The organism is Chromobacterium paludis (genome assembly GCF_008275125.1).
In the GTDB taxonomy this organism is placed as follows: Bacteria; Pseudomonadota; Gammaproteobacteria; order Burkholderiales; family Chromobacteriaceae; genus Chromobacterium; species Chromobacterium paludis.
In genome coordinates this window covers 3,835,629-3,854,143 of sequence record NZ_CP043473.1, presented here as the reverse complement: position 1 = coordinate 3,854,143, position 18,515 = coordinate 3,835,629, and the positions used below count along the sequence as shown (strand labels likewise).

At 61.1% G+C, this 18,515-nt stretch carries 15 protein-coding genes; 6 read left to right on the top strand and 9 right to left on the bottom strand.

The features are described 5' to 3' along the window. Positions 1-19 precede the first annotated feature (19 nt). The 3 genes from FYK34_RS18220 (at position 20) to FYK34_RS18210 (ending at position 1,980) form a co-directional block, all read left to right on the top strand. Positions 20-379: a MerR family transcriptional regulator gene (locus FYK34_RS18220; protein ID WP_149298948.1), complete on the top strand. Its 360-nt coding sequence runs from the start codon at positions 20-22 to the stop codon at positions 377-379. A 73-nt stretch (positions 380-452) separates the two neighbouring features. Then, a complete protein-coding gene (locus FYK34_RS18215; RefSeq protein WP_149298946.1) occupies positions 453-1,037 on the top strand; it encodes a TetR/AcrR family transcriptional regulator in 585 nt (194 codons plus the stop codon). 79 nt (positions 1,038-1,116) lie between these two features. Continuing rightward, on the top strand, positions 1,117-1,980 hold the full coding sequence (locus FYK34_RS18210) for an NAD(P)-dependent oxidoreductase (protein ID WP_149298944.1): 864 nt from the start codon (positions 1,117-1,119) through the stop codon (positions 1,978-1,980). A 124-nt stretch (positions 1,981-2,104) separates the two neighbouring features. On the opposite strand, the gene FYK34_RS18205 is transcribed toward FYK34_RS18210, so the two are convergent. From FYK34_RS18205 to FYK34_RS18180, 6 genes are all read right to left on the bottom strand, one after another. Further along, on the bottom strand, positions 2,105-3,979 hold the full coding sequence (locus FYK34_RS18205) for a ribonuclease catalytic domain-containing protein (RefSeq protein ID WP_149298942.1): 1,875 nt from the start codon (positions 3,977-3,979) through the stop codon (positions 2,105-2,107). A gap of 160 nt (positions 3,980-4,139) precedes the next feature. Further along, entirely contained in the window at positions 4,140-4,916 is a 777-nt protein-coding gene (locus FYK34_RS18200) for an outer membrane protein OmpK (RefSeq protein ID WP_149298940.1), read from the bottom strand. A 254-nt stretch (positions 4,917-5,170) separates the two neighbouring features. Next, a complete protein-coding gene (locus FYK34_RS18195; RefSeq protein WP_149298938.1) occupies positions 5,171-5,479 on the bottom strand; it encodes an MGMT family protein in 309 nt (102 codons plus the stop codon). Next, positions 5,479-6,129, bottom strand: a complete 651-nt coding sequence (locus FYK34_RS18190; protein WP_149298936.1) for an MBL fold metallo-hydrolase — start codon at positions 6,127-6,129, stop codon at positions 5,479-5,481. The genes FYK34_RS18195 and FYK34_RS18190 overlap by 1 nt, the downstream gene beginning before the upstream one ends. A gap of 244 nt (positions 6,130-6,373) precedes the next feature. After that, a complete protein-coding gene (locus tag FYK34_RS18185; RefSeq protein ID WP_149298934.1) occupies positions 6,374-8,557 on the bottom strand; it encodes a peptidase domain-containing ABC transporter in 2,184 nt (727 codons plus the stop codon). 1 nt (position 8,558) lies between these two features. Next, positions 8,559-9,842 carry an HlyD family secretion protein gene (locus FYK34_RS18180; protein ID WP_231137311.1) on the bottom strand — a complete coding sequence of 428 codons (1,284 nt, stop codon included), beginning with the start codon at positions 9,840-9,842 and terminating at the stop codon, positions 8,559-8,561. Positions 9,843-10,283: 441 nt separating this feature from the next. Between FYK34_RS18180 and FYK34_RS20585 the strand changes: the two genes are divergently transcribed. From FYK34_RS20585 to FYK34_RS18170, 3 genes are all read left to right on the top strand, one after another. Beyond that, positions 10,284-10,442, top strand: a complete 159-nt coding sequence (locus tag FYK34_RS20585) for a hypothetical protein (RefSeq protein ID WP_168209799.1) — start codon at positions 10,284-10,286, stop codon at positions 10,440-10,442. 133 nt (positions 10,443-10,575) lie between these two features. Further along, positions 10,576-11,892 carry a hypothetical protein gene (locus FYK34_RS18175; RefSeq protein ID WP_149298932.1) on the top strand — a complete coding sequence of 439 codons (1,317 nt, stop codon included), beginning with the start codon at positions 10,576-10,578 and terminating at the stop codon, positions 11,890-11,892. Continuing rightward, positions 11,892-13,190 carry a hypothetical protein gene (locus tag FYK34_RS18170; protein ID WP_149298930.1) on the top strand — a complete coding sequence of 433 codons (1,299 nt, stop codon included), beginning with the start codon at positions 11,892-11,894 and terminating at the stop codon, positions 13,188-13,190. The genes FYK34_RS18175 and FYK34_RS18170 overlap by 1 nt, the downstream gene beginning before the upstream one ends. Before the next feature lie 53 nt (positions 13,191-13,243). Here FYK34_RS18170 and FYK34_RS18165 read toward each other — a convergent pair whose 3' ends face one another. Genes FYK34_RS18165 through parC form a run of 3 tightly spaced genes read right to left on the bottom strand, consistent with a single transcriptional unit; the run spans position 13,244 to position 18,460 of the window. Further along, positions 13,244-14,566, bottom strand: coding sequence for a sigma-54-dependent transcriptional regulator (locus FYK34_RS18165; protein WP_149298928.1), 1,323 nt, complete (start codon positions 14,564-14,566; stop codon positions 13,244-13,246). After that, entirely contained in the window at positions 14,559-16,115 is a 1,557-nt protein-coding gene (locus FYK34_RS18160) for a sensor histidine kinase (RefSeq protein WP_174774531.1), read from the bottom strand. The genes FYK34_RS18165 and FYK34_RS18160 overlap by 8 nt, the downstream gene beginning before the upstream one ends. Continuing rightward, a complete protein-coding gene (gene parC / locus FYK34_RS18155) occupies positions 16,115-18,460 on the bottom strand; it encodes a DNA topoisomerase IV subunit A (RefSeq protein ID WP_407923586.1) in 2,346 nt (781 codons plus the stop codon). The genes FYK34_RS18160 and parC overlap by 1 nt, the downstream gene beginning before the upstream one ends. Positions 18,461-18,515 lie beyond the last annotated feature (55 nt).

Sequence of the window (18,515 nt, the reverse complement as noted above, 5' to 3'; positions counted from 1 at the left end):
AGAGTCAAGCGGGGAAAACATGAAAATCGGCGAACTCTCGCGCCGCAGCGGCATCAGCGTGCGCATGCTGCGCTATTACGAGCAACAGGGCGTACTGTCCCCGCGCCGCATGGCTTCCGGCTACCGGGAATACGACGCTGCGGCGGAAGACGTCTTGCGCCGCATCGCCTTGCTGCGCGCGGCCGGACTGACGCTGGACGCCGTGCGCGAACTGCTGCCTTGCCTGCACAGCCAGCAGCGCTTCCAGCCCTGCGACAAGACGCGCCGCATACTGGGCGAGGAGCTGGCTTCTCTGGATGCGCGCCTGACCCAGCTGGGGCAAAGCCGCAAATTGCTGGCGGGCCTGCTGGCCGGCATTCCCGACGCGGACATCGCCTGAGGGTGGGCTTGCTGCGGAGCCGGCATGGCATTAATATGGAACAATCATTCCACAATTAACGATCAGATTCAGCATGCGTCCCAAGGAATTCGACGAAAACGCCGTGGCCGACGCCGCGATGCGCGTGTTCTGGCAGCGCGGCTACGCCGCCACTTCCATCCAGGATCTGGTGAATGGCACCGGCCTGTCGCGCAGCAGCCTGTACAACGCTTTCGACAGCAAGCATGGCCTCTATCTGCTTGCCCTGCGCCGCTATGGGCAAGTCGGCGCGGCCAACACAGCACGGCTGATCGCGCCGGAGCCCTTGCGGGAACGGGTGCGCGCGCTGCTGATGCGGGTGGTGGAAGACGAGCTGCGGGAGCAAGCCGGTCCCGGCTGCCTGGCCGCCAACGCCGCGCTGGAGGCGGCCGGCCGCGATGCGGCGGTGGACGCCGCGCTGGCCGAGCATTTCCGCCAGCTTGAGGCCGCCTTGCTGCAAACGCTGAACGAGGCGCGCGACGCGGGCGAGTTGCCGGCCGCGCGCGAACCTCAAGCGCTCGCCCGTTTCCTGATGTGCACCATCCAGGGCTTGCGAGTGCTGGGCAAGGGCACGGCGCGCCAGGACAAGGAGGCGCGGCTGAAAGACGTGGTAGAGGTGGCGTTGTCCTGCCTGGCGTGATCCAGGCGGCACGCGAATTTTTTTTGTCCATTTTGAAATGAATGTTCCAAAACTTATCGGCACACATGAGGAGAAAGACATGAGCCAAGCTCAACCCGCCGCCATCGCCGTGCTCGGCACCGGCATCATCGGCGCCGCCGTGGCGCGCAACCTTGCCCGCAAGAGCTTCGCCGTCCGCGCCTGGAACCGCTCGCCAGACAAGGCGCAGACGCTGGCCGCCGACGGCGTGGCGGCATGCGCGGCCGCGGCCGACGCCGTTCGCGGCGCCGATGTGGTCATCACCGCCGGCAAGGACGGCGCGGCGGTGGCGGAGGCCATGCGCCAGGCCGAGGCCGGGTTCGCGCCGGGCCAAATATGGCTGCAGCTGGCCACCATAGGCCTGGACGCGACCGCCGAGCTCAGCGCCTGGGCAACGGCGCGCGGGCTGGTTTTCTACGACGCGCCGGTGGTCGGCACCCGTCAGCCGGCCGAGGCCGGACAGCTGGTGATGCTGGCCGCCGGCCCTCTATCCCATCGCGAAACCGCGCAGGCCGCATTCGACGCCATCAGCCGCCGCACCGTCTGGATTTCCGAACGACCGGGCGACGGCAGCCGGCTGAAGCTGGTGATCAACAACTGGGTGCTGGCGCTGACCCACGGTGCGGCGGAAACGCTGGCGCTGGCGCAAGGCTTGGGCCTGGACCCGGCCATGGCGCTGGAAACCATCGCCGGCGGCCCGCTGGACGTGCCCTATCTGCAATTGAAGGGCAAGGCGATGCTGGCCGGCGATTACGCGGTCAGCTTCAGCGTGGACAACGCCGCCAAGGACGCCGGCCTGGTGCTCGCCGCGGCGGAGGCCGCCGGGGTCAGGATGGACGGCGCGGCGGCGGGGCTGGCCCGCTTCCAGCGCGCCATCGCCGCCGGCCACGGCGACAAGGACATGGCGGCCACCTTCCTTGCCTGAGAGGCCAAGTCGACCCTTGATACCGCGTCGCAGACGCTTGGCCAGCGGCGCCCAATCCAGGCAAACAAAAACCGCCGGGCCTTGCGGCGCGGCGGTTCGCTTTTCAGCATCGGAGCAAGCGGGCTCAGCCCTCTTCGTCTTCCAGGTCTTCTTCCACATGGTCCAGGCGGCCGATGTAGCGCAGCTCCACCTCCTGGGTCAGCAGGTCCACCTTGACCACCGACAGCTGGATGCGGTCGCCGCGGGCCAGTTCCGGCAGGCCGGGAATGCGCAAGCGCAGCGGCAGGCCGTCGATGCGCACCAGGTCTTCCTTGATCACGGCGGCGGTCGGCTCGGTGATGTTTTCCTGCAGCAGATACTTCAGGCACCAGTAGTGCTCCATCTTGTCCTGGAAGGACAGATAGGCGCCGTAAGTGGCGTCGAAGTCGCGCAGGATGGCGAACAGCATGGCGTCGCCCTGGGCGTATTGCGGCTTCTCGCCGCGGATCATGGACGCCAGCTGGCGCTGGTTGATGAAGTCGCTGGCGCGGCGCAGCGGCGAGGTGCTCCAGGCGTACTGGGCCACGCCCAGGCCCATGTGCGGCTCCGGACGCGTGGTCATGCGCACCTTGCCCATGCTCTGGGCGCGGTACATGGCCGGGATGTCGGCCTCGGCCAGCATGCGGCCCCATTCGCTGTTGGCCAGGATCATCAGCTCGGACACCAGCTTGTCCATCGGCGCGCCGCGCTTGCGGATGGTGATGGACACCTGGCCGTCGACCACGTCGATGTTGTAATCGTGCTGCACCGGGCGCGTCGGGTCGTATTTGCCGCGGCGCTTTTCCAGCGCCTCGGCGAACTGCCACAGCCACACCAGCTCGCGCTTGAACGGGTAGTCGACGCCCGGATCGTTGGCCAGGGTCTCCTCGTTGAATACCTGCTCCAGCTCGGCGTGGCGCAGGTTGGCGGCGATGTGGACTTTCTCGATGCGGTTTTCGAAGGCCACCGGCTCGAATTCCGGCGTCACTTCGGCATACAGAGAGAAGGCCGGGCAGTCGCGCCCTTCCTGCAGCGTAAACGCTTGCACCACATCGTCCGGCAGCATGGTGATCTTGTCGCCGGGGAAGTAGGCGGTGGACAGCCGCGACAGCACCATTTTCTCGATGTCGGAATCTAGCGGCACGCCCAGCGTAGGCGCGGCGATGTGGATGCCCACGCGCTTGTTGCCGTTGGGCAGCTCCTCCACCGACAAGGCGTCGTCGATTTCGGTGGTGTTGGCGTCGTCGATGGAGAAGGCGCGCGCGCTGGAAACCGGCAGCTCCGGCAGCTCGGCCGGCGGCGCGTACTTGCCGAAGCCAGTGCCCTTGGGAAAGTACTCCATCTGGAAGCCTGCCATCAGGTAGGCCGGCACCGACGGGATGCCGCCCACCTTGTCCGCCAGGCGCAGCGGCGGCAAGCCGGTTTCGCGGCTGGCCTGGTCGAAGGCCTTGAACTCCAGCGTGTTCTTGTCCGGCTTCCACAACAGCTGCATCAGCTGGGAGCGGATGGCTTCCGGCAATTCGCCGGCTTTCAGCTGGCTCACCCAGCCGTCGATCTGCTCCTGCTCGCGCTTTTTGCGCTCCACGCCGGCCAGGGCGGCCTGCAGCGCCTCTTGCGGCGCCTTCTTGTAGCGGCCCTTGCCCTTCTTGTAGAAGTACATGGGCGCGCCGTGCAGGCTGCTGATCAGCGCGGCGGCCTCGAAGGCGGACGGCTCATGGCCGAAGTAGTCGGCGGCCAAGTCCTGGTAGCCGAATTCATCATCCGGGCTGCACTCCCACAGGAAGTCCAAGTCGATGTCGGCCGCCAGCTTGTCCGCCGCCGGCAGGAAGTCCGCCAGCGGCGAATTGAATTCCAGGAACACGTTGGCGCTCTTGATCTTGGCGCGCTTGCCGTGCTGGGTGTCCACCTGCAGGCTGGCGTCGCTGCGCGACACAATGCTGCCCACCTTGAAACTGCCGCTCTCTTCGTAAAAAACGTTCATCAAAACATGCCAGGCCGTTGAATTTAAGGGCGGATTATAGCAGTTCGCCCCGCTTGCCGGAGAACGCCGCGCAAAACAAAACCCCCGCGCGGGGCGGGGGTGGAACAAGGGCGGCAAGCCGCCTTCCCGATCCGCGCAAGGCGGCTCGGGTGACTTCTTATTAGAAGTTGTACTTGATCGAGTAGATCACGGCGTTTTGGTACGCGGTGCTGCCCAGCTTCTGGTCAGCGTAGCGGTACTGGATGCCGGTGGTCACTTCCTTGACCGGGGTCCACCACAGCGACACGGCGCCGTTTTGGCCTACGCGCGGCTTGCCGCCGCTCTTGTACACGCCGATGAACTTGTCTTGGCGATCCAGTTCGGTTTCATGCCATTGGGTCACCATCATGTTCTGGCCGAAGGCTTGGAACGGGTACAGCAGCACGTAGCCGGTCATGAAGCCGTTGAAGCCGGAACCGGTGCCGAAAGCGTCCAGCTGGTTATGCACGCCGAAGAACGGCTTGATGTTCAGCTTGCCGAAGCTCAGGTCGGTACCCAGGCCCAGCACGCGGTTTTCGGTGAAGAAGTGGGCGTAAGGACCGAAGCCATTGCCGCGGGTGTCATAGATGTGGCCGTACAGTTGTACCGGCACGCCGCCGACTTGAGTCAGGTTGTAGCGAGCCACCACCTTAGTGGTGAAACGACGGTCACGGCCTTCGGTGTTGCCATTGCCCTTGCCCGGGTTTTCGATGTCGAAGAAGCCGTACAGCTCGCCCCAGTTGCCGCCCATGCCGCCTTCGGCTTCCAGGTAAGCGAAGTCTTTCTTGCCGCTTTGTTGGGTCGTGCGGTCAGACCAGTCCAGCCAGTTGGCGCTGATATTCTTGAAAGAGTAATCGGCGTGAGCCAGAGCGGAAGCGGCCAGCAGGGAAGCGGCCAGCAGGGTTTTGCGAGTATTCATTGTTTCACCAGACTATTTTCGTGTAGTAAGCAACCGACAGGGTCGGCGAGCGCCGCGCAGAATAGTCCCAGAAATGGCCTTACGCAAACGATTTGTCACAGTTCTGTCGTTTTTTTGCAAAGAAAGATGTCATTTCTGTAGCAAAATGCCGCCAGAATTACAAATTGTCGCGCCAATGCCACATGGAAATATCTCCACGTGGAGATAAGTATCTGAGCGCAAGCGGGATTTTAGTTTGTTTCAGGTCAAACTATCTAGCCAGTCCACTCGCAGACACGCATATCGACCTTGCCGCTGACATGAAATGCAACACCTTCTTCTTCCAAAAGCAGGCGCTGCCAGTCGGCGTGCTCGCTGCCGGGCCGGGACAGCCGCCCGCCGGCGCCGACCACGCGGTGCCAGGGCGCGGAAACGCCGTCCGGCAGATGGCCCAAGAGATGGCCGACATGGCGCGAATGGCGCGGGTAGCCGGCCAGCTCGGCCAACACGCCGTAGCTGACCACCCGGCCCGGCGGCACCTGGGCCAGCAGCGCCAGCACGCGGCGGGAGAACTCCGGCGGCATCAGCGGTAGCGCGGGTCGGCCACGTAGGGATTGCCGCGCTTCTCCGCGCCTATGGTGGTGAAGGGGCCGTGGCCGGGAATCACCGTGGTGGCGTCCGGCAGGATGAACAGCTTTTGCTGGATGGCGTCTATCAGCTGCTGATGATTGCCCATGGGAAAGTCGGTGCGGCCGATGGAGCCTTGGAACAATACGTCGCCCGCCACCAGCAAGCCGGCCGTGGGACTGTAGAACACTACATGGCCCGGCGTGTGGCCGGGGCAGTGGATCACTTGCAGCGTTTCCTGGCCCACGCTGACGGTATCGCCTTCTTCCAGCCAGCGTTGCGGCGCGAAGGCCTCGCTGCGCGGGAAGCCGAACATCTGGCCCTGGGTGGGCAGCTGGTCCAGCCAGAAGCTCTCCGCGCGCTGCGGCCCTTCTATCTCCACGTCCAGCGCCTGGGCCAGCTTGGCCGCGCCGCCGGCGTGGTCGATGTGGCCGTGGGTCAGCAGCAGTTTTTCCACGGTCAGGCCCTGGCCGTCCACCCAGGCGCGAATCCGCTCGATGTCGCCGCCCGCGTCCACGATGGCCGCCCGGCGGCTGACGCTGCACCACAGCACGCTGCAGTTCTGGGCAAACGGGGTGACCGGAATCACGTGGTATTTCAGGGCCATGGCTATGCTCGCGGACAAAAATCGGAATCCGCCATTCTGGCATGGCCAGGGGGGTTTGGGGAGGGGCCGGTGGCGCGGAAGTGCCGCTTGGGCTAGGAGCGGTTGATGACCGCCACCAGCCTGGGCCATCCGCGGGTGCCGTGAGTTTCTGCCGCTTGCGCATGAGCCGGCGGCGAACGGCTAACGGCGCGAGTAGCCGCAGGGGGGCGGCAAAGGCCCTAACCCCCATGCGGGCCAAGCCTGTTCAGGCTGGGTCGCTTGCGGGCATCGGAGCCTGCCCGTTGGCCGCGTCTCCGCCTTGGACATCGACATCGTCATTGACCGTGTCCTGCACGATCTTGCCCTGCTCCAGCACCACCACGCGTTCCGCCATGGCGATGGTTTCCGGCCGGTGCGCCACCAAGAGCCGGGTCATGGCGATGTCGCGCACCGCGGCGTTGACCAGTTTCTCGTTCCACACGTCCAGATGGCTGGTGGCCTCGTCCAGCACCAGCAGCTTGGGTTGCTTGTACAGCGCGCGCGCCAGCAGGATGCGCTGCTTCTGGCCGCCGGACAGGCCGGAGCCGATATCTCCGCACAGGGTGTTGTAGGCCATAGGCATGGCGATGATTTCGTCGTGGATGGCGGCCAACTTGGCGCATTGATATATGCGGCGCACATCCGGTTGGGGATCGAAGAAGCAGATATTGTCGCCGATGGAGCCGGCGAACAGCTGATCGTCCTGCATCACCGTGCCCAACATCTGGCGGTAATTGGCTAGGCCAAGCTGTTTCAGCGGAATGCCGCCGATCAGCACTTCCCCTTCGCTGGGCTCCAACAGCCCCAGCATCAGCTTGAGCAGGGTGGTCTTGCCGCAGCCGGACGCGCCGGTGATGGCCAGGCATTGGCCGGCGGGCACGATCAAATTGAGATTCTGCAGTACATAGGGCTCGCCGTCGGAGTAGCGAAAGCAGGCATTGCGTATTTCTATCGCCGGCTGCACCTGTTCCGGGTCGATCTCCACATCGCTGTATTCTGGCTCGGGCGCCGCCATCAAAATATCGGCCAGGCGTTCGCCGTGCAGACGCAGCATGCGCAGTTCGAACAGCTTGTCGATGAGGGAGGAGATGCGCTGGCTGAATTGGTCTTTGTAGCTTAGGAAGGCGATCAACATGCCGACGGAAAACTGATGATCTAGCACTGCCAGCGCCGCCAGCCACACCACGATGACGCGTTCCGCGTTGAATAGCAGAGAGTTGGCGGTTTGGAAGGAGATGGTCAGCCGGGCAATGCTCAAATCGGCGTTGAACTGATCGGCCAGCATATTCATCCACAAAATGCGGCGGGATTCCTGGCGGCCAAACAGGCGAATGCTTTGCGCGCCGCGCGCCGACTCGATGAAATGGGTGTTTTGCCGCGCGGCATGCACGATCTGTTCCGCGGTGGCTTCGCGCAGGCCTCTGAAAATGGCCCAGCGCAGCATGGCGTACAGGGCGACGGCGATCAAGCTAACGACGGAGAGCTTGGCGTTGTAGACCAGCATGACGCCCAGCGTGGCGAGCGCCAACAAGCCATCGATCGCGCCCTCGACGAATTGGCTGGTCAGGCTGCGCTGTATGGTTTGGATGGCGCCGAAGCGAGAGACGATATCGCCAAGATGGCGTTTCTCGAACCAAGCGAGCGGCAGCTTCATTAAATGGGCGAAGGCGTTGCCGAACCATTGGAAGTTGAGGCTGGTGGCCAGCGCCGTGGTGGCCCAGGCACGCACTGCTTCGATAGCCGATTGCAGCAGCACCAGCAGCAGGAAGCCGATGCCGAGCACGGTGATCAAATTGCGATCCGCCGCCAGCAGGGCCTCGTCCACCACCCATTGCAGATAGAAGGGCGCCGCCAAAGCGCACACTTGCAGCGCCAGCCCCAACAACAGCAATTGCGACACGCCGCGCCCTAAGCCGTCGACGCGGCCCATCAACGCCAGCAAGCTCACATGCTGCCTTTCCTCCATCGGCGTGAACTCGTGCCCGGGAACCAATTCCAGCGCGACGCCGGTGAAGTGTTTGGCGGCCTCTTCCAGCGACAGCTTTCTTTCGCCTACGGCTGGATCATGAATGACGATATGTTTGGCGGTGACGCGTTTCAGCACCACGAAGTGGTTCATATCCCAGTGCAACGCGCAGGGCAGCTTCAACTGGGGCAAGAACGGCATATCAAGTTTCAATGGACGGGTTTGTAGACCCAGACCTTGGGCCATGCCGATCAGGCTTTTCAGCGTAGTGCCCTTGCGCGAGACGGCGAAGCGGCGACGCATATTGGTCAGATCGATATGGTGCCCCCAATAACTGGCGATCATGGCGAGGCAGGCCAGTCCGCATTCCGCTGCTTCCGTTTGCAGCAGCAGAGGGAGCCGACGGCGGTTGAAAAAATGGAGTCCAGGGTGCTGTAAGCTCATGTCAAACCTTTCCGCTGATGCTGAACAGAGGCTCCAACACCCATTCATACAGTTTGCGCCGCTCGAGCAGCACGCTAGCATCCAGCGCCATGCCGGCCTTGAGAGCCTGCGGCTGGCCATAGGTATTCACCGATTGATTTTGCAGCCGGACGCGTATCCGATAGAGCGGCTCGGTCGCATTGGTGCCCATGGGCAGCTCATCTTTGGTCAGAGGGCTATGCGAGACCTCGCGGATCTCGCCCTGGAATTGGCCGAACTTCTCGAAAGGGTAAGCCTGGTAGCGGATTTGCACGATTTGGCCCGGCTTGGCGAAACCCGCCGCGCGGGACGGCGCATACAGCTCCGCCTCTAGCGGGGAGTCGATCGGAGACAGATTCGCCAAGGACATGCCGCTCGACACGGTTTGCCCGGCCTGCGTGGCGATGCCGCTAACGATGCCGGCTTGCGGGGCGCGAATCAGCGTCGTGCGTTTGGCTTCGTTTTCGGTGAGGTCTTGCTCCGCAGCATCGACATTGCGCTGGGCGGCAGCCTCGTCGCGGCGTATTTGGAAGCGCAAATCGTTCAAATCTTGCACCGCAGTATCCCGGTCGTTTTCAGTCGATGCTTTGGCGCGCTGAAGATCGGCAAGCTTAGCTTGCTGGTCTATCAGCTCCGCTTGCTTGTCTTGCAAGGCCGCCGCGGAAATGAAGTGCGACGATAGCAGAGTGTGATTGCGCTCAACCGCCTGCTCTGCCAGTTTGATGCGGCCTTTTTGCAGCATGATTTGTTCATCGATGCGCTGGATTTCACTGCCAAGGTCTCTCAGCCTGCGTTGCTGCGCATTGATTTTCTGCTCCATCTGATGATGCAGCAGCCCCGTTTCATTTTGCAGGCTATCGCGTCTCGCTTGCAGCAGGGCGCTAATCGCGCTTGCCGTATCGCCGCGGGTGGCGCTGGTTCTCTCGTTCGCCAGAACAAACAGCACATCGCCGGCGCTTACCCGCTGCCCTTCTTTGACTTTTACCGAGATGACCATCCCTGGCTGTAGCGGCTGAAGCCGAATCAATCCTTGCCTTGGCATTAATACGCCGTTGACTTGCTCTTTTCTCGTATAGCTAGCAAAGCAAAAGAAAAGAATGATGCAAAGCGCAAGCACGCCAAATATGCCAGTCAGCCAAGTCAGAATCCTGGGCTGTAGGATAACAATATTGCCATATTGGGTAACGCTGGCATGCGCCATGGCTTGTGGGCGAAATAAAGGCGGAGAAGGCATAGGCCGCAAAATCCATATGTCATTTTGATTCATTCTCTATTCGGATGAAACTTTTTGCAAGACAGTGCCGACATGGCATTGCCGGATAGGCTGAAAAACAAGCTAAGATATTGTTTTTAAATGGAATATTTTTCATTGAATCATTTGCTTCATAGTGTCTACCCAAGCCACACCCTGACAATCTTTGGAATTTAATATCAAAAAAACATAAAATTTATCAAAATTCTTGCGTTATACAACGATGTTGCGGAAGGCATCCACCTATTTTTCATTCATGTGACAAAAGTCCTCATTGACATATTGACCACACAAATTCCATTCGAATAGCATGAAATTGTCATGCGGCGAGATAGTTTGAAACGAGATTTCAAGCAATCTCCTGACATGTCGTCTTGTCTGGTTTTCATGTTTTCTTATGAAAAGATAGGTCGAATATTTTGACCATATCACATCAAGCCTAAGGGAGAATTAGAAATGCAAAACGAAAAGCAAGTTCAAGAAATCACCCATGACCAAGAAATCGCCGACGTGCTGGGCATTTCGGTTCTGTCTCCGCTGGAGGAAGTAACCGTTTCCGGCGGCGGCTCCGTGCATGTTGACGCCGGCAGCGTTCATGCTCACGTTGCCTGGTAATAGCTTATTTAAAGCGCTGCTAGTTTAATTTTTGCAGAGGCTCTAAATAACGAAAGCCCGGCACCTGATTGGCGCCGGGCTTTCTACATAAGAAACTTGAAACTAGAGAAATAGCTATACACAGGGAGTGCAGATGTCAGCTCAGTCCAATATATTTAGCAATGCATGGTGGGATGGGTTCGTTCGTGAGACAAAAAATCTAAGCTGCCCTGTCGTGTTTAAGAATATGCTTGCCCCTGATCGAATAAATTCGTATCGAGATGCTGTGGCTAGTATTATTTCGAGAGTGGCGGAGCTGCGAAGCACTCAATATGGCTTCCGTGTCTATTTGGATGGGCATCAAATAAATGGAGCCGAGATGGAGGCCATTTATGATGACCCTCCTCTAAGCGGGGAAAGCCTGCTTGCATGGGTTCATCGTGTATTTTCCGAAAAATCATTTGGCATTATCATAAATTCTGGGGAGAAATTTTCATCAGATTTCTCCAAGGATATTGCCACTATCATGGCACCTCTTTTTGAGAGAATTGGCTTCCCGCGCGATGGGATTCAATTCTCAATTTTCGTCGGCAATTACGACAAAACACCACTCGGCATACATCAAGATTATCGCGGTGAAAATGTCTTGCATTTTCATGTCGGGCCCGGCGACAAAACAATGCATGTGTGGGACAAGGATGAATACAGGAAGTTGACAACAGAAGGTGGGCTGCGAAAAGGAGACTTTCATGCATTGGAGCCTTATGCGCAGAGCTACCAGATACAGCCCGGGGATTTGTTTTTCATGCCGGAAGGCACATTTCATATTGGATCGCAAAAAGACCTTTCTGTCGCGATAACAGTATGGCAATACACCCATACAAATGAAAGATTCATCCAAGAGTTATTGAATCATGTTCATAAGCAGATTAAGCTTTCAGGGAAAGATGCTATTGAGCACGATGCTCGGCCTCCTCATGACGATAGCCATATCGATGATATCCTTCCAATTTCTGATTTGCCGGACGAGTATAAAGATTTGACTCTTCATGCGCTGGTTAAGAAAGCCTATCTGGACTGGCGCCTCGAAATTTCAAGCAATGCAGGATATCGCAACTCGCCTTTTAAAAATAAATGCCGAGAAATATTTTCCACTCAAGATATTGTTCAGATTGAAAATCCATACCGCATTTTAACACGAAGAATTGATGGTATGGAAAAACTGATGATTTATGTGAGGGGGCATAAATTTGAAATCAAGCACCACGATTGTTTGCTGGATTTGATAGCGGTCCTAAATGATGGGCAAGAGCATAAAGTCGATACTTTGCTGAAACTGCTGAACCCGCAATGGAGCGAGAAGGTCGGTTTGCATTTCTTGTCCGAGCTGCATGTGCATCAAGGCATTGTGAAAGTGGCTGATTCCAGCCAACCAATTCATCAAAATGAACTCAGCGGGAGCGAAGCGTAATGGGACGGATTGTGATCGACAAGCCTACTGTAGGGTTGAACTTGGAACAACTGCAGCATCAGTTTGGCGATGAGTGGTGGGATGGCTTCTTGGCGAAAACCGAGAACATGACAGTGCCGACCATACTCCCAACCTCTCTCAGCCGGGAGCAGACGCGAATCCTGCGAAGGTATATTTTGGACATACTGGCGGAAGTCGCCAGTGTTCATAAGGAGAAGTATGGATATCGTTTGTGGATAGATGGAGAACAAGTTCTCGAACTTGAAGAACACTTTGCCGCTCATCCTAAGCCAGGCGAAGATGCTGAGGAGTGGGTAAGCCGAGCATTTGGAGAGAAAAAATTCGGTATTATTTTGAATCGCGGGGAGAAATTCAGTGAGGCGCTTTCTCAGGCCACTGCCTTGATGTTGGAGCCTATTTTGAAAAAAATAGGCATGCCGACAGAGGGGATTCTCTATACGATTTTCGTCGGGAACTATGATATGACTCCGCTGGGAATCCATCGTGACTTCGCTGGCAAGAGCGTTCTGCACTTCCATCTTGGGCCAGGACCTAAGACCATGTATGTCTGGGAAGATGAAGATTATAAGACTGGGCCAGAAGAAAATCGATTCAATAATATGAATATTGAAAAGCATCTCCCCCATGCAACCAAGCATACTTTTGGCGAGGGTGAGTTTTATTTCATGCCGGAAAATAAATACCACCTTGGCATGCAAAATGAGCTTTCGATTGGGATTGCTTGCTGGTTTTTCAATCGTTGCGACTATGACTTTGCAAATCAATTGCTTGAGCGCTTCCGATCTAATTATTTGAAAAGCTCTAGAGTCATGCTGAAGGCGGACAAGAACCCCGTTGACGACATCAGCGCGGTAGAGCCGATTTTATCGTTGTTTGATCTGCCAGGCGGAGGCGATGTCGGCATCAAGTCTTTGCTTGGCGGCATCTATAAGGATTTCCGTTACTCTTTGTTCAGCAATGCCGGCTTTCGAAACCGTCCCGTTCCAAGGCACGAGGATGTCGACATCAAGCGGAGTGATCGCGTGTATGCCGACTTGCCCTATAAAATTGTCTGCCGGGAGGCAGAGGAAGCAGGCCATTTTGATCTTTTTGTCCGGGGGACAAAACTAACCCTGCGAAATTTCAAAGGACTTGACCAGATTGTCGCGCGAATCAACGATCAAGAAACCGTCGACGTGGAGCAACTAGTCGAGGCATTGGATGATCCATTAGCGGAGCAGAAAGTATGCTATCTGCTCAAGGTGCTGCATAAGCATCGCGGCATATCGCTGGCCTAGCGGCTCGCGCGTCGAGGTTGGCGCAAGCCGGCGTTCAGCCGACTTGCGCAGCGCTATTTCACCCCCAACCTCTCCATCCGATACCGCAATGACCGGAACGTCACCCCCAGCCGTTTGGCCGCCTGGGTGCGGTTGTAACGGGTGGCTTCCAGCGCCTTGACGATGGCTTCGCGCTCCACGCGGTCCAGGTAGTCTTGCAGCGGTTCGTCGCTGCCCGGCTCCGGGCTGTATTCGGCGCAAGGCGTCAGTTGCAGGTCTTCGCGCGATAGCGCGGGCGCGGCGGCCAGGGCCACGGCGCGCTCTAATATATTTTCCAGTTCGCGGAAGTTGCCGGGATAGGCGTAGTCCTGCAGCGCCTGGCGGGCGTCGGCGGTGAGCTGCGGCGCCGGACCCTGGCCAGCGAAGCGTTGCAGCAGCCGTTCGGCGAACAGCGGGATGTCTTCGCGCAGCTCGCGCAGCGGCGGCATGCGCAGCGGCAGCACATTGAGGCGGTAGTACAGGTCCTGGCGGAAGCCGCCGTCCTCCACCTTGGCGGCCAGGTCCTGGTGGGTGGCGCAGATGATGCGCGCGTCCACCGCTTCCTCTTGAGCGCTGCCCAGCTTGCGCACGGTTTTTTCCTGGATGGCGCGCAGCAGCTTCACCTGCATGGCCAGCGGCAGGTCCGCCACCTCGTCCAGGAACAGCGTGCCGCCCTGGGCCTGCTGGAAGAATCCGTCGCGTTCGGCGTCGGCGCCGGTGAAGGCGCCCTTGCGGTAGCCGAAGAATTCGCTCTCCATCAGGCTTTCCGGGATGGCGCCGCAATTGACAGCGACAAAGGGCTTGCCGGCGCGCGGGCCCAGCTCGTGGATCAGCCGCGCCGCCTGCTCCTTGCCGGTGCCGGATTCGCCGCCGATATACACCGCCGCCTGGCTGCGCGCCAGCTTGTCCACCAGCCGCAGCACCTCCTGGATGGCCGGTGATTCGCCCAGCAGCCGCTGTTGCGCAGCAGGCTTGGCGGACGGGGCCTCCACTTTCAGGGCGGATTTGACCAGGCTGCGCAGCTGGGCCAGGCTGACCGGCTTCTGCAGGTAGTCGAAAGCGCCGGCCTTCATCGCCAGCACCGCGTTGTCGGCGCTGCCGTAGGCGGTGATCACCGCCACCGGCAGGTCCAGCCCGGCCTCGCCGATGTGGCGCACCACTTCCAGGCCTTCGCCGTCCGGCAGCCGCATATCGGTCAAGGCCAGGTCGAAGCGGCCTGTCGCCAGCGCCGTTTTGGCCTGAGCCACGCTGCCGGCGCACACCGGGGCCAGGCCCATTTTCAGCAGCGTCAGCTCCAATAGCTCGCGGATGTCCGGTTCGTCGTCGACGATCAATACGCGCAGGGGGGTTTTAGTCATGGGCAAGTCGGCAGATCAGCCGGAACACGCCGCCGGGCGGGGTGTACTCCAGGCGCGCGTCGTTGGCCTCGGCCAGCTCGCGCGCGATGTACAGCCCCAGGCCGCTGCCGGCGCTTTCCGTGGTGAAAAAGGGTTCGAACAGGCGCGATTGCTCGGCTTCCGGCACGCCGGGGCCGTCATCCGTCACGCGCAGAATCAGATGGTTTTCCGCGCTGCCGGCCTCGATGCGCACCGCGCCCTGGCTTTGGCTGCCGTGGCGCCAGGCATTGGCCAGCAGATTGCCGAAGACCTGGGCCAGGTGGCCGCGGTCGAAGCTGAGGCGGCAGCCTTCCGGCAATTGGCAGACGATGGCGCCGGCCGATTGCGGCTGCACCAGCGCGAACTGCTCCAGCTGCTGGGCGATGAAAGGCCGCAGTTCTATGGTTTCGGTCTTGACGCGGTCGCGCCGGCCCAAGGTCAGCACGTCCTCCACCATGCCGTTGATGCGGCGGGCGTTGTCCTGGACGATGCGCAGCAGGCGCTGCCGCGCCGGGTCGGTTTCGTCCTCTGCCAGCAGGTCGCCGGCATGGCTGATGGCGGACAGCGGATTGCGGATTTCGTGGGCGATGTTGGCGGTGAGACGGCCCAGCGCCGCCAGTTTGACGCGCTTGGCTTCTTCCGCCATGTCCGCCATATCGCGCATGAACAGCACCACGCCGCGCAGCTGGCCCTCCGGCACGGGCACCGGCACCAGGCGCCCCACCAGCTGGCGGCCGCGCACATTGTGCTGGACAAAGGTGGACAGCGCCGGGTAGCCGTTTTGCCGCCAGCGCTGCACCAGCGGCACCAGTTCCGGCAGCAGCTGGCCGTGTTGCAGCCGGCTGAAGTAGCGTTCGGCCTGCAGATTGAATTGGCGCAGGTGGCCGTCCTCGTCCAGCACCAGCACCGCGTCGCGCTGGCTTTGCAGAATCAGCTCGTTCAGGTGGTTGAGGTTGGCGATTTCGCCGCCGCGTTGCGCCGCCAGCGCCTCCGAGGCGCGCGCCAGCCGTCCCAGCTGCCAGGTGGCGATGGCGGTGACGAAGCCGGCGGCGGATAGCAGGGCGCTGAAAGACAGGTCCACCGCGGACGCATTGCCCATCAGCCTTTCCCAGCCGGCGTAGCCCAGCAACATCAGGGTGGCGATGGCGGCGTAGAACAGCGCGTAGCGGCCGGTGGACAAGAGGCCGGCGGCGGCCAGATAGGGCAGCAGCAAGAGGCCGAAGCCGCCGCGCACGCCATCGTTCATCGCCATCAGCCACACGATCATGGCGATGTCAGCGGCGATGGCCAGCGTCAGCTGCAGCGTGTCGCCCAGGCGGCTTTGCCGCAGCGCGTACCAGCCGCCTATCAGCAGCAGGTAGACCCCGCTCCACAAATAGAAGTGCGGCCCGCCGTCTATCAGCGGCTGGCCGCTGTCGCCGCGGACAAGAGACAGCGAGAACAGCACCAGCAGCAAGATGGCGCGGAAGCCGTTGACGAACAGCAGCGCGGCGCGCGGGGACAGGGCTTGCGGCTGGGCTGTCAGTTTCATCACATCGGCAGCTCGCGGATGGCGCTGACCAGCCATTTCTTGGGCATCAGCTTGCCCTTCTTGGCGCGCTTGGCGACGAACTCCTCCAGCGCGATCTTCTCATCCGCCACCTTGCCGCGGACGGAGGTGGTGGACAGCAGCGCCTTGTCGCCGGCCACCAGGCCGACGGCGGTCATGCGCGCGCCCTCGTCCAGCGCCAGCAGCATCAGGCCGCGGCCCTTGGCCAGCTCCTTCAGCTCCGCCGCCGGGAAGGCCAGCAGGCGGCCGGCGTCGCTGGCGGCCACCAGTTGCAGCGTATCCAGCGGCGCGGCGGGCAGGCGCACCGGCTCCAGCACGGTTTCCTGCGCGTCCAGGGTGATGAAGGCCTTGCCGGCCTTCACTCGGCCCGCCATGTCGGCGATCTTGGCGATGAAGCCATAGCCGCCGCTGCCGGCGACGACAAAGCGGGCGTCGTCCGGGCCGGAGATCAGCTGCGCCGGCTTGGCGCCGTCCTGCAGGTCCACCAGGGAGGCGACGGGCACGCCGTCGCCGCGGCCGGTAGGCACGGTGGCCGGGTCTATGGTGTAGGCGCGGCCGTTGTGGTCCAGCACGATGGCGTTCCACACGGTGCGCGTTTCCACCGCCGCCGCCAGCGCGTCGCCGTCCTTGAAGCTCAGCGTCTCCAGCTCCAGATTGTGGCCGACGCGGGCGCGTATCCAGCCTTTTTGCGACAGGATCAGCGTCACCGGCTCATCGGCGGTGGTTTGGGTCAGCACGGCGCGCTCGGCGGCCTTGATTTCGCTGCGGCGCTTGTCGCCGTATTTGGCGGCGTCGGCCTGGATTTCGTCGCGGATCAGTTTGGTGAGCGCGTCCGGCGTGTCCAGGATGTGGCGCAGGCCCTCGCGCTCCTCGCGCAGCTCGGACAGCTCCTTCTCCAGCTTGAAGCCTTCCAGCCGCGCCAGTTGGCGCAGGCGGATTTCCAGGATGTCCTCGGCCTGGATCTCGGTCAGGCCGAAGGCCTTGATCAGGTCCGGCTTGGGCTCGTCTGACTCGCGGATCACCCGGATCACTTCATCGATGTGGATGAAGGCGATCATCCGGCCTTCCAGGATGTGGATGCGCTTGTCCACCTGGGCCAGGCGGTGCGCCAGGCGGCGGGTGACAGTAGCGCGGCGGAAGTCTATCCATTCGCTCAAAATCGGCTTGAGGCCCTTCTGACCCGGGCGGCCGTCCAGGCCTATCATCACCAGGTTCAGCGAGGCGTTGCCCTCCAGGCTGGTCTGCGCCAGCAGGATGTTCATGAACTCGTCCGGGTCCTGGCGGCTGGACTTGGGCTCGAACACCAGCCGCACCGGGTTTTCGCTGTCGGATTCGTCGCGCACGCGGTCCAGCAGGTCCAGCATCAGCTTCTTCAGGTTTTGCTGATCCTGCGACAGCTGCTTCTTGCCGGCCTTGAGCTTGGGATTGGTGGCTTCCTCAATCTCCGCCAGCACTTTTTGCGCGCTGGAGCCGGGCGGCAGTTCGGTGACGATGGCGCGCCACTGGCCGCGCGCCAGCTTGTCGATTTCCCACTTGGCGCGCACGCGCACGCTGCCGCGGCCGGTTTCGTAGGCGGACTGGATGTCGGCCGCCGGGGTGATGATCTGGCCGCCGCCGGGAAAGTCCGGGCCGGGGATGTATTGCATCAGCGCGGCGGTGTCCAGCGTCGGATCATCCAGCAGCGCCACGCAGGCGCCGGCCACTTCGGTCAGATTGTGCGGCGGGATCTCCGTCGCCATGCCCACCGCGATGCCGGACGCGCCGTTGAGCAGCACCATGGGCAGGCGGGCCGGCAGCAGCGAAGGCTCGTCGAAGGCGCCGTCGTAGTTGGGAACGAAGTCCACCGTGCCCATGTCGATTTCAGACAGCAACAGCTCGGCGATGGGCGTCAGCCGCGCTTCGGTGTAACGCATGGCGGCCGCGCCGTCGCCGTCGCGGCTGCCGAAGTTGCCCTGGCCGTCGATCAGCGGGTAGCGCAAGGTGAAGTCCTGCGCCATGCGCACCAGCGCTTCGTAGGCCGAGCTATCGCCGTGCGGGTGGTATTTGCCCAGGATTTCGCCCACCACGCGGGCGGACTTCACCGGCTTGGCGCCGTGGGCCAGGCCCATGTCGCGCATGGCGTACAGGATGCGGCGCTGCACCGGCTTCTGGCCGTCGGCCACCTCAGGCAGCGCGCGGCCCTTGACCACGCTCATCGCGTATTCCAGGTAGGCGCGCTCGGCGTACAGGTCCAGCGGAATCCAGTCGCCGCTGTCGGCTTGCGGCGCGGCCGGAGGCGGCGGCGTCAGGTCGCCGGCCGGGGAGTCGAAGAGATCGTGGTCGCTCATATATAAATGCTAGTGTCTTGATCTGGATGGCGGCACGCGTGCGGGCAAGATGCTA